This window comes from Burkholderia humptydooensis (assembly GCF_001513745.1).
In the GTDB taxonomy this organism is placed as follows: domain Bacteria; phylum Pseudomonadota; class Gammaproteobacteria; order Burkholderiales; family Burkholderiaceae; genus Burkholderia; species Burkholderia humptydooensis.
On record NZ_CP013380.1, the window covers coordinates 3,208,217 to 3,226,486 of the forward strand.

At 65.8% G+C, this 18,270-nt stretch carries 18 protein-coding genes, 1 tRNA gene and 1 pseudogene; 8 read left to right on the forward strand and 12 right to left on the reverse strand.

Going from position 1 to position 18,270, the window contains the following annotated elements; translation table 11 throughout:
- Nucleotides 1-112: 112 nt before the first annotated feature.
- Nucleotides 113-436 carry a c-type cytochrome gene (locus AQ610_RS14315; RefSeq protein WP_006024868.1) on the forward strand — a complete coding sequence of 108 codons (324 nt, stop codon included), beginning with the start codon at nt 113-115 and terminating at the stop codon, nt 434-436.
- Nucleotides 437-594: 158 nt separating this feature from the next.
- On the opposite strand, the gene AQ610_RS14320 is transcribed toward AQ610_RS14315, so the two are convergent.
- Genes AQ610_RS14320 through AQ610_RS14330 form a run of 3 tightly spaced genes read right to left on the reverse strand, consistent with a single transcriptional unit; the run spans nt 595 to nt 3,301 of the window.
- A complete protein-coding gene (locus AQ610_RS14320) occupies nt 595-1,308 on the reverse strand; it encodes a DUF2486 family protein (RefSeq protein ID WP_043282173.1) in 714 nt (237 codons plus the stop codon).
- Nucleotides 1,309-1,329: 21 nt separating this feature from the next.
- Entirely contained in the window at nt 1,330-1,746 is a 417-nt protein-coding gene (locus AQ610_RS14325; RefSeq protein ID WP_006024866.1) for a DNA polymerase III subunit chi, read from the reverse strand.
- A 43-nt stretch (nt 1,747-1,789) separates the two neighbouring features.
- On the reverse strand, nt 1,790-3,301 hold the full coding sequence (locus AQ610_RS14330; protein WP_006024865.1) for a leucyl aminopeptidase: 1,512 nt from the start codon (nt 3,299-3,301) through the stop codon (nt 1,790-1,792).
- A gap of 120 nt (nt 3,302-3,421) precedes the next feature.
- On the opposite strand from AQ610_RS14330, the gene lptF reads away from it, so the two are divergent.
- From lptF to AQ610_RS14345, 3 genes are read left to right on the forward strand one after another with little or no spacing between them, the layout of a single operon-like run.
- On the forward strand, nt 3,422-4,519 hold the full coding sequence (lptF, locus tag AQ610_RS14335; protein ID WP_006024864.1) for an LPS export ABC transporter permease LptF: 1,098 nt from the start codon (nt 3,422-3,424) through the stop codon (nt 4,517-4,519).
- A gap of 3 nt (nt 4,520-4,522) precedes the next feature.
- Entirely contained in the window at nt 4,523-5,674 is a 1,152-nt protein-coding gene (gene lptG / locus AQ610_RS14340) for an LPS export ABC transporter permease LptG (RefSeq protein ID WP_006024863.1), read from the forward strand.
- Nucleotides 5,675-5,700: 26 nt separating this feature from the next.
- On the forward strand, nt 5,701-6,087 hold the full coding sequence (locus tag AQ610_RS14345) for a sirohydrochlorin chelatase (protein WP_006024862.1): 387 nt from the start codon (nt 5,701-5,703) through the stop codon (nt 6,085-6,087).
- A gap of 179 nt (nt 6,088-6,266) precedes the next feature.
- On the opposite strand, the gene cobA is transcribed toward AQ610_RS14345, so the two are convergent.
- The 6 genes from cobA to AQ610_RS14375 all read right to left on the reverse strand — a co-directional run bounded on the left by cobA (nt 6,267) and on the right by AQ610_RS14375 (nt 12,483).
- Entirely contained in the window at nt 6,267-7,049 is a 783-nt protein-coding gene (cobA, locus tag AQ610_RS14350) for a uroporphyrinogen-III C-methyltransferase (RefSeq protein WP_006024861.1), read from the reverse strand.
- A 59-nt stretch (nt 7,050-7,108) separates the two neighbouring features.
- Nucleotides 7,109-8,425 carry a sulfate adenylyltransferase subunit 1 gene (locus AQ610_RS14355; RefSeq protein ID WP_006024860.1) on the reverse strand — a complete coding sequence of 439 codons (1,317 nt, stop codon included), beginning with the start codon at nt 8,423-8,425 and terminating at the stop codon, nt 7,109-7,111.
- Between the two features lie 22 nt (nt 8,426-8,447).
- A complete protein-coding gene (gene cysD / locus AQ610_RS14360; RefSeq protein ID WP_009911539.1) occupies nt 8,448-9,413 on the reverse strand; it encodes a sulfate adenylyltransferase subunit CysD in 966 nt (321 codons plus the stop codon).
- Between the two features lie 79 nt (nt 9,414-9,492).
- Nucleotides 9,493-10,242 carry a phosphoadenylyl-sulfate reductase gene (locus tag AQ610_RS14365; protein ID WP_006024858.1) on the reverse strand — a complete coding sequence of 250 codons (750 nt, stop codon included), beginning with the start codon at nt 10,240-10,242 and terminating at the stop codon, nt 9,493-9,495.
- Complete coding sequence (locus AQ610_RS14370) at nt 10,239-10,781, reverse strand: DUF934 domain-containing protein (protein WP_006024857.1); 543 nt, start codon at nt 10,779-10,781, stop codon at nt 10,239-10,241. The genes AQ610_RS14365 and AQ610_RS14370 overlap by 4 nt, the downstream gene beginning before the upstream one ends.
- Before the next feature lie 22 nt (nt 10,782-10,803).
- Nucleotides 10,804-12,483: a nitrite/sulfite reductase gene (locus AQ610_RS14375; RefSeq protein ID WP_006024856.1), complete on the reverse strand. Its 1,680-nt coding sequence runs from the start codon at nt 12,481-12,483 to the stop codon at nt 10,804-10,806.
- A gap of 219 nt (nt 12,484-12,702) precedes the next feature.
- Here AQ610_RS14375 and AQ610_RS14380 point away from each other — a divergent pair, with 219 nt between their 5' ends.
- The 4 genes from AQ610_RS14380 (at nt 12,703) to AQ610_RS33665 (ending at nt 15,371) form a co-directional block, all read left to right on the forward strand.
- Nucleotides 12,703-13,644, forward strand: a complete 942-nt coding sequence (locus AQ610_RS14380; RefSeq protein WP_006024855.1) for a CysB family HTH-type transcriptional regulator — start codon at nt 12,703-12,705, stop codon at nt 13,642-13,644.
- A 53-nt stretch (nt 13,645-13,697) separates the two neighbouring features.
- Nucleotides 13,698-14,858: an ABC transporter substrate-binding protein gene (locus AQ610_RS14385; protein WP_009911538.1), complete on the forward strand. Its 1,161-nt coding sequence runs from the start codon at nt 13,698-13,700 to the stop codon at nt 14,856-14,858.
- Nucleotides 14,859-14,974: 116 nt separating this feature from the next.
- A tRNA-Leu gene (locus AQ610_RS14390) sits at nt 14,975-15,059 on the forward strand.
- A gap of 174 nt (nt 15,060-15,233) precedes the next feature.
- The gene (locus AQ610_RS33665) at nt 15,234-15,371 is read left to right on the forward strand and encodes an Arm DNA-binding domain-containing protein (protein ID WP_009911536.1); all 138 of its coding nucleotides are present in this window, start codon (nt 15,234-15,236) and stop codon (nt 15,369-15,371) included.
- 72 nt (nt 15,372-15,443) lie between these two features.
- Here the strand turns inward: AQ610_RS33665 and AQ610_RS14395 are convergent, their stop codons facing one another.
- The 3 genes and pseudogenes from AQ610_RS14395 to AQ610_RS36110 form a co-directional block, all read right to left on the reverse strand.
- Nucleotides 15,444-15,731, reverse strand: a complete 288-nt coding sequence (locus AQ610_RS14395) for a PAAR domain-containing protein (RefSeq protein WP_009911534.1) — start codon at nt 15,729-15,731, stop codon at nt 15,444-15,446.
- A gap of 2 nt (nt 15,732-15,733) precedes the next feature.
- A complete protein-coding gene (locus AQ610_RS14400; protein WP_043282066.1) occupies nt 15,734-17,083 on the reverse strand; it encodes a type VI immunity family protein in 1,350 nt (449 codons plus the stop codon).
- A gap of 440 nt (nt 17,084-17,523) precedes the next feature.
- Nucleotides 17,524-18,015: pseudogene (locus tag AQ610_RS36110) on the reverse strand (phage baseplate assembly protein V); the annotation flags it as partial.
- Nucleotides 18,016-18,270 lie beyond the last annotated feature (255 nt).

The following is an 18,270-nucleotide window of genomic DNA, read 5'->3' on the forward strand; positions in this document are numbered from 1 at the left end:
GCGGGACGACAAAAAGCGACAAGACGAAGAAGGGGGCGCGACGTACTCGCGCCCCCTTTCCTTTTATAATGCGCGCACCGCCAAGCCGGACGCTGTGCCGGCGGAGACCAGCATGAAGAAAACGACCTTGCGCCTGATGGCAATCGCGCTCGTTGCCGCGGCCGCCCATGCGCACGCGCAGCAGGCCGACGGCCTCGCGCTCGCGCAACGCAAGAACTGCATGGCCTGCCACGCGATCGACAAGACGTTGATGGGACCGTCGTTCCACGCGATCGCCGACAAATACGCGGCGCGCGGCGACGCCGCCGCCTATCTCGCGCAGACGATCGTTAAGGGCAGCGTCGGCGTGTGGGGCAACGTGCCGATGCCCGCGAACACGCAATTGACGAGCGCCGAGGCCGGCACGCTCGCGCACTGGATCCTGTCGCGCAAATAAATCATCCGCATTGACGCGCGCCGCCGATCGCGCGAGGCATTCTGTTGCGCGGGGTTGCCGATGATTGCGCGCGCAACGCGATGCCCGAGCGCCTCGCCGCTCGCCCCGCCCGTGACGGGCGACGCAACAGATGATGAGGCAAGCCGGCCGGCTTGCCGTTATGCGATATCGCGCTGCGTGAGCGCGTTGCGGCGCGCGAGCGCCGCGCCGACTTCCTCCGTCACCCAGCCGGCGACCTCGGTCTCGAGCGTAAGCGAGACTTCGCGTGCGATCTGGCCGACGAGCCAGCCCGCATGGTCGTGCAGCGCCTCGCGGCAACGCGCCTCGATGAGGCCGCGCCCTTCCCCCGCCAGATAGTGGGTCATGCGGCTCTTCAGCCGCTCGGCGATCTGCCGCGCTTCGAGGTCCGCGGCGAACGACGGCGCGGCCTGCCCGACCTCGGGCACCGACGAAGGCAACGCAGCGAGCGGTTCGAGATCCGGCGCCGGATGCGCGGCGGGCAGCTCGTCCGCATACGTCGCGCTCGCCGCATAGGCGGTCGGCAGTTCGGCGGCAAGCGGATCGGGCGCGGACACGAACGACGGCTCCGCGCGCGGCGGCACGCCCGTCTCGCCAACGGGTGGGAGCGCCGCGTCACGCGCCACGGGCGCGGCCGCATCGAACTTGTCGGCCTCATGAGCTTCCTGGGCCTCATGCGCTTCATGCGCTTCATGCGCTTCATGCGCTTCATGCGCGTCGCCGGCCCGAGCCGCGGAGGCGGCCGTCTCGCCCGCCTCCGCGCGCCCGGCGACGGGCGGCCGCGCGAGCGCCGGATTGCCGGGCACGAGCACGTCGGTCAGCACGGGGATCGACGATTCGTTGGCTTCGACCACGTTATCCTCCATCCGCTCGGGCTAGCCGCCCTGCTTGTGATTGTTGAGCGCATAGCCGCGATCGCGGTAGAACCGGTACCGGTCGCGGCCGGCCGCGAGTTCGTCGGGCGTGTTGCCGACCACTTCGAGCAGGCGCTCGAAGCGCGCGAATTGCGCCGGCACCTGAGCGCCCAGGTTCAGCAGGATACCGTGATGCGGCGCGCGGTCGAGATCTGCGGTCAGCACGATCGGCGTGCCCGCCGCGTGCGCGTTGTCGACCGCGCAATGCGGAATGAAATCGAGCGGCGAGAACGTCCACAAACGCTCGTCGAGCGCGCGCAGCCGCGCGGGCTCCGCGCACACGACGACGGGCCGCCCCGCCTGATACGCCTTGCGCAGCAGCCGGCACGCGTACGCGAGCGAATCGCCGACGTTCGTATGGAAATCGATCCGCGTCATCGCTCGCCGCGCCCCGCCGTGCGGTTCGTCGAACCTTGCGCCATCACGCGCCGGCGCGGTCGATCAGGAATTGCGCGAGAAGCGGCACGGGACGGCCCGTCGCGCCCTTCGCCGCGCCGCTCTTCCATGCGGTGCCCGCGATGTCGAGGTGCGCCCACGGATAGCTCTGCGCGAAGCGCGACAGGAAGCACGCAGCCGTCACGCTGCCGGCCGGCCGGCCGCCGATGTTCGCGAGATCCGCGAAGTTCGACTTCAGTTGATCCTGATACTCGTCGTCGAGCGGCAGGCGCCATGCCGGGTCGCCCGCCTCGCGCGACGCGTCGAGCAGTTCGCCCGCGAGCGCGTCGTCCGTCGAGAAGAGGCCGGTGTTGTGATGGCCGAGCGCGATGATGCACGCGCCCGTCAGCGTCGCGACGTCGACCACCGCGGCCGGCTTGAAGCGCTCCGCGTACGTGAGCGCGTCGCACAGGATGAGGCGGCCTTCCGCGTCGGTGTTGAGCACCTCGATCGTCAGGCCCTTCATGCTCGTGACGATGTCGCCCGGCTTGTTCGCGTTGCCGGCCGGCATGTTCTCGCAGGTCGGCACGATCGCGACGACGTTGATCTTCAGGCCCATTTCGGCGATCGCGCGGATCGTGCCGAGCACCGAGCCCGCGCCGCACATGTCGTACTTCATCTCGTCCATGCCCTCGCCCGGCTTCAGCGAAACGCCGCCCGAATCGAACGTGATGCCCTTGCCGACGAGCACGACGGGCGCCGCCTTCGCGGCCGCGCCCTGATACTGCAGCACGATGAACTGCGGCGGCTCGATCGAGCCCTTCGCGACCGACAGGAACGAGCCCATCTTGAGCGCCTGGATCTGCTTGAGCCCCAGCACGTCGGCTTTCAGGCCCCAGTCCTTCGCGAGCTTCTTCGCGGTGTTCGCGAGGTAGGTCGGCGTGCAGACGTTGCCCGGCAGGTTGCCGAGGTCGCGCGTCAGGTCCATTCCGTTCGCGAGCGCGACCGCCTGCTTCACGGCGACCTTCGCCGCCTTGTCGTCGGCCGGATCGACGCTGAACACGACGCGCTTGAGCGCCTGCGCGCCCACGTCCGGCTTGCTCTTCATCTGCGTGAACTTGTACGTTTCATTGCGCAGCGCGAGAATCGCCGCGCGCACGCCCCAGTCGGACGCGCGCTCGGGCACGGGCAGTTGCGCGAGCGTGAACGTGACCTGGACCACTTTCGTGCCGATGAGCGCGCGCCATGCGGCCTTCGCCGCGTCGTTGTAGGCTTTCTGGCTGAAAGCATCCTGCTTGCCCAGGCCGACGAGCAGCACACGCGACGCGCCGATACCCGAAACTTCGTGCAAAAACAAGGTCTTGCCGAGCTTGCCGTCGATGTCGCCCGCCTTGATCACGCGCGAGACGAGGCCCTTCGTCGCTTCGTCGATGTCGAGCGCCGCGCCGGACAGGGTTTGCGCCTCGAACACGCCCAGCACGATGCAGTCGGATTTCCCCGTCAGGAAGCCCTTCGCCGCGCCTTTGCTCCAATCACAGCCTTTTATGCTAAAGTCCATCGCGCTTGTCCTCGGATAAAATCTGGGCTAAGGATGAAAGCCGCAATTATCCGCTATTTTTCCCGTGCGGCGTGAGCGCCCCCCACTCGTGCGCTGTTTCCCGCCCTCTTCGCATCAATAATGATCTTCGAACGCTCCCTCCAGCGCGAGCTGGCGTACACCGCCGGCGCCGTTTTCATGGTGCTGCTCACGATCATGCTGACGTCGATGATGATTCGCATCGTCGGCTACGCCGCGTCCGGCGAGGTGAATCCGAAGGACGTGCTGGTCCTGATCGGCCTCACCGTGATCGGCTATCTCGCGATGATCCTCGTCGGCACGCTGTTCGTGTCGATCCTGTTCGTGCTCACGCGCTGGTACAAGGATTCCGAAATGGTCGTCTGGCTCGCGTCCGGCGTGAGCCTCACGCGGCTCATCAAGCCGATCGGCGTGTTCGCGACGCCGATCGTGATCCTCATCGCCTTCTTCGCGTTCGTCGGCTGGCCGTGGTCGAACCAGCAGAGCAAGCTCATCAAGGCGCGCTTCCAGCAGCGCGACGAGGTGTCGCTCCTCGCGCCCGGCCAGTTCCGCGAATCCGCGGCGAACCACCGCGTGTTCTTCATCGAGAAGATGTCGCCCGACCAGGCGAAGGTGCAGAACGTGTTCGTCACGACGACCGAGCAAGGCAAGGTGAACGTCGTCGTGTCGCAGACGGGCCACACCGAGACGATGAAGAACGGCGACCGCTTCATCGTGCTTGAGAACGGCCGCCGCTACGACGGCGTGCCCGGCCAGCCGAACTTCAAGATCATGGAGTTCGAGCGCTACGGCGTGAAGATCCAGAGCAAGCAGATCGTGAGCCAGCCGACGACGACGGGCACGTCGACGCCCGATCTGCTGCGCAACCCGACCAACCAGAACCTCGCCGAATTCGCGTGGCGCGCCGGGCTGCCGCTCATCGCGATCAACCTGATGATCCTCGCGATCCCGCTCGCGTATCAGAACCCGCGCCGCGGGCGAACCGTGAACCTCGTGATGGCCGTGCTGATCTACCTCACCTATTCGAATCTGCTGAACGTCGTCCAGTCGCAAATGGAGCGGGGCAAGATCGCCTTCGGGCTCGGGCTCGTCGGGCTGCACGTGGTCGTCGCCGGTGTCGTCGCGCTGCTGTTCTGGCTGCGCGTGCGCAACCGGCCGCTCTTCTCGCGCGCCGCGTCCGGCCGCTCGCAGGGGGCCTGACCGATGCGCCTCTACGAGAAATACTTCGCGCGGCAGATCTACGTCACGTTCATCTTCGTGCTGTTCGCGTTTTCAGGGCTGTTCTTCTTCTTCGACCTGATCAGCGAGCTGAACTCGGTCGGCCACGGCAACTACAAGTTCGGCTACGCTGTGCTGCGCGTCGCGCTGCAGGCGCCGTCGCGCTTCTATGAAATCATCCCGGTCGCCGCGCTGATCAGCGCGATCTACGTGTTCGCGCAGATGGCCGCGAACTCGGAGTTCACGATCTTCCGCGTGTCCGGCCTCGCGACGAACCAGGCGCTGCGCTCGCTCGTGAAGATCGGCGTGCCGATCGTCATCGCGACCTACCTGATCGGCGAATTCATCGGCCCGTACTCGGATCAGTTGTCCGAGCGCGTGCGGCTCGAGGCGCTCGGCTCGTCGGTGTCGACGAACTTCGCGTCGGGCGTCTGGGTGAAGGACACGCTCACCGCGCGCGACAACGGCGAGCCCGTCACGCGCTTCGTCAACGTCGGCAAGCTGTCGCCCGACTCGACGATCAGCGACGTGCGCATCTACGAATTCGATTCGAGGTTCAACCTGCAGAACGTGCGGATCGCGAAGAGCGGCCGCTATCAGCCGCCCGGCCACTGGCTGCTGACGGACGTCACCGACACGCAGCTCACGAGCCTCGCGGGCAACGGCGCGACGTCGCCCGCCGATACGCTCAGCCCCGTGTATCGCGCGCAGCAGGTCACGCTGCCGCAGTATTCGCTGCGCTCGGACCTGACGCCGCAGATCCTGTCGGTGCTGCTCGTGTCGCCCGAGCGGATGTCGCTCTTCAACCTGTTCCGCTACATCCAGCACCTGAAGGAAAACCAGCAGGACACGCAGCGCTACGACATCGCGCTGTGGCGCAAGCTGCTGTATCCGTTCGCGGTGTTCGTGATGCTCGTGCTGTCGCTGCCGTTCGCGTATCTGCATACTCGCGCGGGCGTCGTCGGCGTGAAGGTGTTCGGCGGGATCATGCTCGGCATGAGCTTCCAGCTCTTCAACACGCTGTTCTCGCACATCGGCACGCTGAACACGTGGCCCGCGCCGCTCACCGCCGCGCTGCCCGGCTGCATCTACCTCGCGCTCGGCCTCTTCGCGCTGAAGTGGGTCGATCGGCACTGAGCGCGCGCACGTCATCGGAGGGCGTGATGAATCGACACGGAATCGTCCTTTTCGGCCACGGCGCGCGCGACGCGCGCTGGGCCGAGCCGTTCGAGCGCCTCGCGGCGAAGCTGCGCGCGGCGCGCGGCGCCGATGTGCCCGTCGTGCTCGCGTTTCTCGAATTGATGGAGCCGTCGCTCGTCGCGGCGGCAGCCGCGCTCGCCGCACGAGGCTGCGACGCGATCACCGTGATTCCGGTGTTCTTCGGCGAGGGCGGCCACGTTCGGCGCGACCTGCCGCAACTGATCGATGCGTGCCGCGCCGCGCAGCCGGGAATCGACATCCGCTGCGCGACCGCGGTCGGCGAAGACGATGCGGTGCTCGACGCGATCGTCGCATATTGCGTGCGGGCGAGCGAGGGTCCCGCGCGTTGATCGCTCGCCGCTTGCGCGGGCCGCTCCGCTCGTGACGGCCGGCGCGGCGACATAAAAGACGCCGGCTCATCGCCGGCGTGTCGTTCGTTTTGCGTGTCTCGCGCGCTTTGCGTCTATCGCGCGGTTCGCTTCTTTCGTTCGTGTCTTTCGTTCGTGTCTTTCCTTCGTTTCGCACCGCATCACGCGGCGCTGCGCATCCCGCGCTTGCCCCTTTCGTCCCTTTCGTCGCCCGACTGCTCGTCCGCGAGCCGCTGCGCACGTTCGGCGAACGCGTCGCCGATCATCAGCAGGCTCGGCTGCGCCGGATCGAGCCACGCCTGCGCGGCGCCCGCCGCCATCTCGGCGAGCGTGAGCGTCAGCGTGCGCTCGCGCGGCGTGCTGCACGCCTCGACGATCGCCACAGGCGTCGCGCCCGCCCGCCCCGCGTCGATCAGTTGCCGCGCGATGCCGGGCGCGCTGTCGCGGCCCATGTAGTAGACGAGCGAATCCGCCCTTACCTGCTCGCGGATCTCGTCGCTGCCGGGCGCGCGGCTGTGCGTCGCGAACGCGACGCTGCGCGCGACGCCGCGCAGCGTCAGCGAGCGCCTGAGCGTCGCGGCGCCCGCGAGCGCCGCCGTGATGCCCGGCACGACCTCGTAATCGATGCCGGCTGCTTCGAGCGCGCGCATCTCCTCGTCCGCACGGCCGAACAGCATCGGATCGCCGCCCTTCAGCCGCACGACGATCGCATGCTCGCGCGCCGCGTCGACGATCTGCTTGTTGATGAAGTGCTGCGCGGTCGAGCGCTGCCCGCAGCGCTTGCCGACCGCGATCCTGCGCGCGCGCGGCGCGTAGTCGAGCATCGCGGGCTCGACGAGCGCGTCGTGCAGCACGACGTCGGCATCGGCGAGCAGGCGCGCGCCGCGCACCGTGATGAGGTCCGCCGCGCCCGGCCCTGCACCGATCAGATACACCTTACCCATTGGCATCGATCCCCTTCGTGCGCGCGTGCCCGCGGGCGCCGCCGATGCGGCGCGCGACGTCACGCGGAAAACGCACGAATCATACCCGCGGCGACCGTGTGATGGGTCGCCTCGTCGATCAGCACGAACGCGCCCGTGCCCGGATGCACGTCGTACGTGTCGCAGACGATCGGCTTTTGCAGCGTCAGCGCGACGCGGCCGATGTCGTTCATCTTCAGCTCGTGGCGATCGGTCGCGTGCGACAGCGTGTGCACGTCAAGCACCTGCTTGAGCGCGCCGATCTTCGTGAACACGGTGTTCGTCGTTTGCTTGAGCAAATACTTGCGCTGCGGCGAAAGCGGCGTCTCGTCGAACCAGCAGAGGTCCGCCTCGAGCTTCTTCGCCGGCTCGACGGGCTGCGCGCGCGGCACGAACGTGTCGCCGCGCGACACGTCGACGTCCTCGGCGAGACGGATCGTCACCGCCTGCCCCGCGAACGCGCGATCGACTGCCGCCGTGCCGCCGGGCACCGGCGCGATGATCTCGGCGACCGTCGCCGCGCGGTTCGACGGCAGCACGGCGATCTCGTCGCCGATCTTCACCTCGCCCGCCTCGATACGACCCATGTAGCCGCGGAAATCGTCGGCCGAGCTGCCGTCCTGGCGCGCGACCCATTGCACCGGGAAGCGCAGCGCGTCATGCGCCTGCACCTCGACGGGCAGCGTCTCGAGCACGTTCAGGAGCGGCTCGCCCGCGTACCACGGCATACGCTCGCTCGCCGCGACGATGTTGTCGCCCTTCAGCGCCGACACCGGCACGAAGCGCACGTCGGCCAGGCCGAGCTGCTGCGCTAGCTTCACGTATGCGTCGCGGATCTCGTTGAAGCGGGCCTCGCTGTAGTCGACGAGATCCATCTTGTTGATCGCGACGATCACGTGCTGCAGATCGAGCAGCTTGACGATCGCGCTGTGGCGCTTCGTCTGCGGCAGCAGTTGCGCGGCGCCGTCTTCGAACGTCACGCGCGTCGCGTCGATCAGGATGATCGCCGCGTGCGCGGTCGACGCGCCCGTCACCATGTTGCGCGTGTACTGCTCGTGGCCCGGCGTGTCGGCGATGATGAACTTGCGCTTCGCGGTCGCGAAGTAGCGGTACGCGACGTCGATCGTGATGCCCTGCTCGCGCTCGGCCTCGAGGCCGTCGGTGAGCAGCGCGAGGTCGAGCTCGTCGCCCACCGTGCGCTTGTTCTTTGCGCGCGACAGCGCGGAAAGCTGGTCGGACAGCACCGCCTTGCTGTCGTACAGCAGCCGCCCGATCAGCGTGCTCTTGCCGTCGTCCACGCTGCCCGCCGTGATGAACCGCAGTACGCCGAGGTCTTCGTTGTTCTCGATGATGCTCATGATGGATGTGTCCTCGCGTGCGTCAGAAATAGCCCTGCTTCTTGCGCTGCTCCATCGCGGCCTCCGACGCCTGGTCGTCCATCCGCGTCGCGCCGCGCTCCGTGATCTCCGTCACCGCCGTCTCCGCGATGATCTTCTCCACGTCGTCAGCGTCGCTCTCGACCGGGCATGTGCACGAGATGTCGCCCACCGTGCGGAACCGCACGAGCGCCTCTTCGCTTGTCTCGCCCTCGCGCATCGGCGTGAGCGGCGTGACGGGCACGAGCAGGCCGTTGCGGCGCACGATCTCGCGGCGGTGCGCGTAGTAGATCGACGGCAGTTCGAGCTGCTCGCGCGCGACGTACTGCCACACGTCGAGCTCCGTCCAGTTCGAGATCGGGAACACGCGCAGGTGCTCGCCCTGGTGCAGCCGCGCGTTGTACAGGCTCCACAGCTCCGGGCGCTGCGCCTTCGGGTCCCACTGGCCGAATTCGTCGCGAAACGAGAAGATCCGCTCCTTCGCGCGCGCCTTCTCTTCGTCGCGCCGCGCGCCGCCGATCATCGCGGTATAGCCGTGCTGCTCGATCGTCTCGAGCAGCGTGACGGCCTGCGCGGCGTTGCGCGAATCCGTCTCGCGGCGCAGCACCACGGTGCCGCGCGCAATCGAATCCTCGACGTGGCCGACGACGAGCTCCGCGCCGATCTCCTTCGCGCGGCGGTCGCGGAAGTCGATCACCTCGTCGTAGTTGTGGCCCGTGTCGATGTGCACGAGCGGAAACGGCAGCGCCGTCTTGCGGTTCGCGCCGAGCCCGAACGCCTTGAGCGCGAGATGCAGCACGACGACCGAATCCTTGCCGCCCGAGAACAGCAGCGCCGGCTTGCTGCACTCGGCGACGAGCTCGCGCAGGATGTGGATCGACTCGGCCTCGAGCCAGTCGAGATGGCCCATCCGGCTCGTCGACGCGCCGGCGGACGGGGCAAAAGCGGATTGTTCGAGCGTCGTGCTCATGATTACGGTCCTTGTCTGGGTTCGTGCCGCCGGGCTGGCCGGCGGCGCAATCTGACTATCTTATTATGCGGCGGCCGCCTCAGGCGGAAGCCGATTCGGCTCCGGCCGACGGCACCGGCGTGATCGCGATGTGCAGCCCGCACTCCTTCGTGTCGCGCGACTCCCACCACCAGCGGCCCGCGCGGCTGTCCTCGCCGGGACGGATCGCGCGCGTGCACGGCTCGCAGCCGATGCTCGGATAGCCGCGCGCGTGCAGCGGATTGACGGGCACGTCGAACGCCTTCAGGTAAGCCCACACGTCGCGTTCGGTCCAGTCGGCGAGCGGGTTGTACTTCGCGATCCCGCGCGCGGCGTCGTGCTCCTCTTCGTGGAGCTCCGCGCGCGTGACCGACTGCTCGCGCCGCTGGCCCGTCACCCATGCGTCGACGCCCGCGAGCGCGCGGTTCAGCGGCTCGACCTTGCGGATCTCGCAGCAGCGCTTGCGCAGCTCGACGCTCTCGTAGAACGCGTTCAGGCCGTGCTCGGCGACGTACGCGTCGACCGCGTCCTGCCGGGGGTGGAACTGCTCGATCTCGTAGCCGTAGCGCTCGCGCACGCGCTCGATCATGCCGAGCGTCTCCGTATGCAAGCGGCCGGTATTCAGCGAGAAGATGCCGATCGCGACGCTCTTCGACAGGATCGCATGCGTAATCAGCATATCTTCCGCCGCGAGGCTGCTCGCGAGCTTGACCTTCGGATGACGGCCGGCGATTTGCGCGAGCAGCGCGTCGAGCCGCCCGATCTTGCCGGCGAGCGCCGGGGTCAGCGTCGTTGCGTCGGCGGCGCTCATGCGTTCACCTTCGCTTCGGCCGCCGCCGCGCGGCGGCGGAACAGCGGCGCCGGCTCGTCGAACGCGCCCTGGTAGCGCTGCGAGAACTCGCCGAACGCGTTCAGCGCGTCGCGGATGTCCTTGTCCGCGCGCACCGCGAACGCATCGAAGCCGCAGCGCGACAGGTAAAGGATCTGGTCGCGCAGCACGTCGCCGATCGCGCGCAGCTCGCCCGTCCAGCCGTGGCGCTCGCGCAGCAGGCGCGCGATGCTGTAGCCGCGGCCATCCGCGAAGCGCGGGAATTCGACGCCGATCACCGCGATGCGGCCGAAATCGGCCACGAGGTCGGCGGGTTCGCTGTCGGGCGCGAGCCACACGCCGAGTTCGTCCTTCGTCTTCGCGGCGACGAGCGCGTCGCGCGCCTCCAGCCACAGCGCGAGCGGCACGAGCACCTTGCCGGCCGGCAGCGCGTCGAGTGCGGGCAGCGCGCCGTCTTCGGCCGCGCGCACGACTTGCCATGCGTCGTCGACCACTTCGCGATTCTTGATAATCAAAGCCATCTGCTGATTCCTCTGCGCTGGGTTACGCGTGCGCGGTCTGGCGCGCCGCGTAGACGCGCGCCTTGAACGGCGCGATGCCGATGCGCTCGTACGTGTCGATAAAGCGCTCGCCGTCGATGCGCGCATCGACGAACGTGTCGATCAGCTTCGAGATCACGTCGGGCACCTCCTCCGCGGAGAACGACGGGCCGATCACGCGGCCGAGGCGCGCGCCGCCCGCGCCCGTGCCCTGCTCGCCGCCGAGCGACACCTGATACCACTCGGCGCCGTCCTTGTCGACGCCGAGAATGCCGATGTTGCCGACGTGGTGGTGTCCGCACGAGTTCATGCAGCCCGAGATGTTGAGCGACACGTCGCCCAGGTCGTGCACGTAGTCGAGATCGTCGAAGCGCTGCTGGATCGCGAGCGCGATCGGGATCGACTTCGCGTTCGCGAGCGAGCAGAAGTCGCCGCCCGGGCACGCGATGATGTCGGTCAGGAGGCCCACGTTCGGCGTCGCGAAGCCGGCCGCCTTCGCCTTTTCCCACACGGCGAACAGATCGCGCTTCTTCACGTTCGCGAGAATCAGGTTCTGCTCGTGCGACACGCGCAGCTCGCCGAACGAGTACGCGTCGGCCCAGTCGGCGACCTGCTCCATCTGCTCGGCGCTCGCGTCGCCGGGCGCCACGCGGTGATTCTTCAGCGACAGCGTGACGGCCGCGTACCCCGGCACCTTGTGCGGCGCGACGTTGCGCTCGACCCAGCGCGCGAATGCGCGGTTCTCGAGCAGATGCTGTTCGAACGGCGCGTCGGTGTCGGCGAGCTTTTCGTAGACGGGCGGCAGGAAGTACTGGGACACGCGGTCGAGTTCGGCCTGCGTGAGCGTCGACGGGCCGTCCTTCAAGTGCTGCCATTCCTCTTCGACCTGCTGCGAGAACTTCGCGGGCGACAGCGCCTTCACGAGGATCTTGATCCGCGCCTTGTACAGGTTGTCGCGGCGGCCGTAACGGTTGTAGACGCGCAGCACCGCCTCGCAATACGTGATGAGGTGCTGCCACGGCAGGTTTTCGCGGATGATCGCGCCGACGATCGGCGTGCGGCCGAGGCCGCCGCCCGCGAGGATGCTCGCGACCACTTCGCCCGCCTCGTTCTTCTTCAGGTAGACGCCGAGATCGTGGATCTGCACGGCCGCGCGATCGGCCTTCGAGCCGGACACGGCGATCTTGAACTTGCGCGGCAGCCACGCGAATTCGGGATGGAACGTCGACCATTGGCGCAGGATCTCGGCCCACGGGCGCGGATCGATCTCCTCGTCCTGAGCCACGCCCGCGAACTGGTCGGCGGTGATGTTGCGGATGCAGTTGCCCGACGTCTGGATCGCGTGCATCTGCACGGACGCGAGCTTCGCGAGAATCTCGGGCGTTTCCTCGAGCTTCACCCAGTTGAACTGGATGTTCGTGCGCGTCGAGAAGTGGCCGTAGCCGCGGTCGTGCTCGCGCGCGATGCGGGCGAGCATGCGCAACTGGCTGCTGCGGAGATTGCCGTAGGGAATCGCGATGCGGTGCATGTACGCGTGGCGCTGCATGTACAGGCCGTTCTGCAGCCGCAGCGGACGGAACTCGTCCTCGCTCAATTCGCCGGACAAGCGGCGGCGGACCTGGTCGCGGTACTGCGCGACGCGCTCGTCGACGATCGTCTGATCGTACTGGTCGTACTGGTACATTCGGGGACCCCAGGGTTTGCTCAATATGACCGCGCGGCGTCCTAGCCACGCCGCGCCCGAATCCTGCACCGTCCGCGCCAAGCCGGCCATCCGCCCGGCCGGTCATTTGCAAATGACGATTACAGATATCCATATTTGAAAAACACGGGGCAATCGTAATAAACTCCCCTTATATTTCAAACGACTAAAAAATTCTGTTGATATGCGGAAGGGTTATAAATGAACCTGCACCAATTTCGCTTCGTGCGCGAGGCCGTCCGGCAGAATTTCAACCTCACGGAAGCCGCGAAGGCGCTGTACACGTCGCAGCCCGGGGTGTCGAAAGCCATCATCGAACTCGAGGACGAGCTCGGCGTCGAGATCTTCACGCGCCACGGCAAGCGCGTGCGCTCGCTGACCGAGCCGGGAAGGATCATTCTCGCGTCGGTCGAGCGGATTCTCCAGGAGGTCGAAAGCCTTAAAAGGGTCGGAAAAGATTACGCGGCGCAGGACCAGGGCAACCTGACGATCGCCGCGACGCACACGCAGGCCCGCTACTCGCTGCCCGCCGCGATCGCCGAGTTCAAGAAGCGCTTCCCGAAGGTGCATCTGTCGATCCTGCAAGGCAGCCCGACGCAGGTCGCCGAAATGGTGATCCACGATCAGGCTGACCTCGCGATCGCGACGGAGGCGATCGCCGACTATAAGGAGCTCGTGTCGCTGCCCTGCTTCCAGTGGCACCACGCGGCCGTCGTGCCGGCCGATCACCCGCTCCTCGAGCGCAAGCCGCTGTCGCTCGACGATCTCGCGCAATTCCCGCTCATCACGTACGACGACGCGTTCGCCGGCCGCAAGAAGATCAACCAGGCGTTCGCGCTGCATCGCCTCACGCCCGACATCGTGCTCGAGGCGATCGACGCGGACGTGATCAAGACCTACGTTGAGCTCGGGCTCGGCGTCGGCATCATGGCCGACATCGCGTTCAACCCGGAGCGCGACCGCAATCTGCGCGCGATTCCGGTCGGGCACCTGTTCGGCAGCAACGTGACGCGCGTCGCGCTCAAGCAGGGCGCGTATCTGCGCGGTTATATCTATACGCTCGTCGAGCTGCTGTCGCCGACGCTCAACCGCAAGCTCGTCGAGACCGCGCTCAAGGGCGAGGCCGAGACCTACGAGCTGTGACGCACGGCGCGCCGTTCCCGCGCGCCGCCTCGAACCGGCATGGAGACCTCCGGATGAAGCCATCCTGCCTGCTGCGCCGCGCGGCCGCCTGCGCCGCGGTCGCGCTCGCCTGCACCGCGGCGCGCGCCGATCTGACGGTTGGCGTCGACCTGTCGACGACCGGCCCCGCCGCGACGATCGGCCTGACGAGCAAGAACGCGATCCTGATGTGGCCGAACACGATCGCGGGACAGAAGCTGAACGTGATCGTGCTCGACGACGCGTCCGATCCGGGCCTCGCCGTGCGCAACATCCGCAGACTCGTGACGGAGGACAAGGTCGACGTCGTCGTCGGGCCGAACATCACGCCGGCGGCGCTCGCCGCGCTCGAACCCGTCGCCGCCGCGCAGACGCCGATGATCACGCTGATCGGCTCCGGCTCGATTGTCGAGCCGCAGCAGGGCAAGCGCGTATGGGCGTTCAAGATGGCGCAGAGCGACCGCGCGATGGCCGACGTGCTGACCCGCTACATGGCGAACCACGGCGTGAAGACGGTCGGCTTCATCGGCTTCGCGGACAGCTACGGCGATAGCTGGCTCGACGAGTTCACGCGCTTCGCGGCGCTGCGCAAGGTGAGGATCGTCGCGACCGAGCGCTACAACCGAACCGACGCGAGCGTGACGGGCCAGACGCTGAAACTGATCGCGGCGAAGCCGGACGCGATCCTGATCGCGGGCGCCGGTACGCCGACCGTGCTGCCGCAGCGCACGCTGATCGAGCGCGGCTACCGGGGGCCCATCTACCAGACGCACGGGATCGCGACGCCCGAGTTCCTGCGGCTCGGCGGCAAGGATGTCGAAGGCACGCTGTTCCCGACGCAGCCTGTCGTCGTCGCGCGCACGCTGCCCGCCGGCCATCCTGCGAAGCGTGCGGCGCTCGCGTTCGTCGACGCATACGAGGCGAAATACGGACTCGATACGGTCACGCAGTTCGCGGGCGACGCGGCGGGCGTCTACCCGCGCCTCGCGGACGCGGCCGGCCGCGCGCTGAAGACCGCGCAGCCGGGCACGCCGGCGTTCCGCACGGCGCTGCGCGCGGAGCTCGAGCGCGCGCACGAGCTCATCGTGCCGAACGGCATCGTCAACACGAGCGCCGCCGACCACGTCGGGCTCGACCAGCGGGCGAGCGTGATGGGCATCGTGAAGCACGGCGCATTTGTCTATCTGAGTCAGTGAATGAGCCGGTGAACCGCCCTGTCGCGCCGCGGCGGCGGCGGATGCTTGCCCGTATGAGGGATTTCGGTGATAATTTGCGTTTTCGCCGCGCACAATCGCATGTGCGGCGCAGGTTGGCCCAGGTGGTGAAATTGGTAGACGCAGGGGACTCAAAATCCCCCGCCGCAAGGCGTGCCGGTTCGATTCCGGCCCTGGGCACCATCAACTATTCCTCGAAATTCCCGGCAAGTCGCAAAAACCTTGATAAATAAAGGCACGGAAGGGAATTTCGTTCCTAAAGAGTCCGGCTCGGTTCGTTGATAGCCGGGGGTACATCGGGGTACTTTTAGGGGTATGTCCTCACTTCGAGGCTCCACCGCAACGGAAATACCCCTGATGCCCTTGACCGATACGGCAATCCGGACTGCCAAGCCCGGGCCGAAGATTCAAAAACTCTACGACGGCAACGGCCTGTTCTTGCAAGTCATGCCGAGCGGCCCAAAATACTGGCGGCTCGCGGGCGCGCAATTTTGACCGTCCGATAGTTGATGCTCGCAATGCGGCCCGCATGCAGCCGCCCAACAGTTTAGGCATTCCGGAAAACAGTCAGACATCGACCGACATGACCTGTTGCGACGCAATGAGCAACGGCGGAACCGGGCACTTGCAAATGCACAGATCATCGCTCAGTGCCACGCGTCGGCCGTCCGGCCCCGTCATCGGAATTCGCGGACCGGAGCATTGAATTTTGCCGATCGTTTTACACACCGGGCAAAACACATCGTCGTTCTCGTGCGCGACGTGCCTGCCGTCGAGTGCGAAGGGTGTCGCCTTGGCTTGGACTGTTCCCGCGACCGTCGTATGATCGCCGTCGAAAATCAAGTATCTCGTCATGGTCAACGTGACCCGTCTTGTTTCTCACTCGGCGACCAGTGCCAGTTCGTCGTACCCCAAGAACTTCCTTCGATCACCGGCATGATTTCACCCACTTCGAAATAACGGCGGCTGCCAGCTTTGGCTGGCGTATGCCACCAACCAGCTTCGGGACACGGGTTGCCGCCTCGCACGCTTTGGCGAGCCGGTTCGCGATTCACGGGCGGCGGAACGATCGTCGGCGGCTCAGCGATGGGCGGTGCATCCGGCAAGTCAAAACGTGCTACCCATTTGCGCGCATTTTTCGTGTCTGCACTCGGCAGATCGGGAATGTAGGTATGCAGCGCATCAGGCTTCGGATCGCGCAGCACACGCAAGACACTGTTCACGAACACGTACGGCTCGGGCAACCCTTCTTCGGGAGCGCCAAGGCGCGGGAAGTCGCCCGCGCGGATCATCAGACATGCATTTGCGCGCTCGATATGAATATCGGGACGGTCAAGCTTTTCCCGAATCGCTGCCTCGCCGCCCAAGCGCTCGATGAACAGTTCGCCTAGGATCGTGTACCAGTTTACGCCCTTGATGAAACCCCATCGCCCAACCTTGGCACCCGGATGTAGATGGTCATAGGACGCGGCTAGATCGTCCCTAGACTCGCCTTCATAAGACACCGGGTCGTACTCTTGCTTCTGCAAGTGCGCAGTGCTGTCAATGTCTAACCCACTGAAACGTTCGGCAAGCGCCCATTCTTGGGGCATATAGCGGTGGTAACTAAACGCAAGAATCGGCGCAAACCCACCATAGCCGCCACGAACCACGAGTTTTTTACACACAAAACGCAGAAATTCCTCGTACTTCGCGATGCCCTCGTCGGTAGTGACCAAGTTCATCGGCACATTGAATTTCAGATGCGATAAACCCGTCTCCCTTCCCTTAGGTACTCTCAATCGTCCGGTAGGTGAAACATAATCGTCTTGAAGTGCCATTCCGGTTAGCACCCCAATGTTGTATTCCGCCGCTGTGTCTTGATCGGTTACGCTGGAACGCAACACACTGACTTGCATATAAGACGGTGTATCGATAATCGCCCGTCGAATCTTCTCAACGCCCTTCTCGTTCCGCTTCGAGAATTTACCAAGGTCGGAGTCCTTGCCGCCCTTCAGATGCTCGCCGAACATTTCGGCGAAGCGGTCAAAGCAGTCAAGAATCGCCTGCCGCACATCAGGCTGCGAGCCGCGCTCAAAGAACACCGTACCGATGACACCCGGCAACACGCCCATCGAGTTGTCGGCAAGGCGCACGCTCAAATCTTCCTGATAGCGGGAAAGCGCCTGCAACGGCGTCAAGACAGGTTTCGAATCACTCAAAGTCATAATCGGATCGTCAATTGATCAGTCGCACATGAATTCAGTCAGCTTGCGGAGAGTGCCGCAACTGCACTCCCACCCCCGACGACTACACCAAGGGTCGCAGCCAATGCAGCAGCGGCCTCTGCACCAGCCGCGATAATCGCACACAGAGCAGCAAATATCGCGATCAACTCAGGCAACAACAGGATCACGATTGCGACGCCGACGACAATAGCTACCGCTATCGCGGCTCCCTTCAGCAGCGTCACGCCAACCTGCGCCCAATCGATATGCGTGAGCACATCCCACGTCAAATCGGTCATGCGTACGATCGCTTCCCATCCGGCCTTGAGTTGCGCGGCCGTGTAGCGAAATATTTCGTGTCCTTTCTCGTCAACCCAAACCCAAGCGCTATGCGCTTTGTCGGCGACCCACTGACCGGCCGTAAACATCCATGCTGCGTGCTGATGCAGGAAACCCGACAGCAGGACATTCGAATGCCACTGCGAAGGCGTCGTTCCGCCGTTGACGCGCCCTAAAATGAACGGCTTGTCGCAATCGTTTGCCCAATAGGCGACTAAAACCCATTCACCGGCCCGTGGCACGTGAACCGCTCCGTAGCCGTTCCCGGTATCGGCCTGCATGGTCGATAGCAGCGGCGACGAAGCAAACGTGCCATCCGGATTTTTGCGGTCCCACGCGAAATGCACGCGGACTTGATTTCGCTCGTTCGTCCACGCTTCCGATCCTTGCTGCGTCACGACGATCGCATGCTCGATGGTCATGTTCGGCTTGGGATGCGCGAGCGGGCTGCGATATTCAACGCTCGCTTCTTGTGCCTCAATCTCGATGACGAAAAATCCGGCTGTCCCATCCTGCGGATGCTCCGGAGTCTTGAAGCGCGCCCCGTGTGCCGCCTGTTGCTCAGCCAACGTCGCGCGCAGACTGCGCGGATACCCTGCCGAAGTTACCGGGTAAACAAAGCAAAGCTCGGCGCGCACACATTGGCGGGCAGCGCGGGCGATCTTTCGCGCAGCCTGTACCAGTCCGGGAGCGTCCCATACCCCGGGCAAGCTCAAGCCCGACGCGGATTTCGGGCGCTTGTTACTGATGTCGCCAGCGTTCTTGCTTTCGGCAGCGCGCACTGCCGAACGACGTCCATCGAAAACGCGCGGGGTACGATTGGGGCAGGACAACGCCCTCCGGCAATC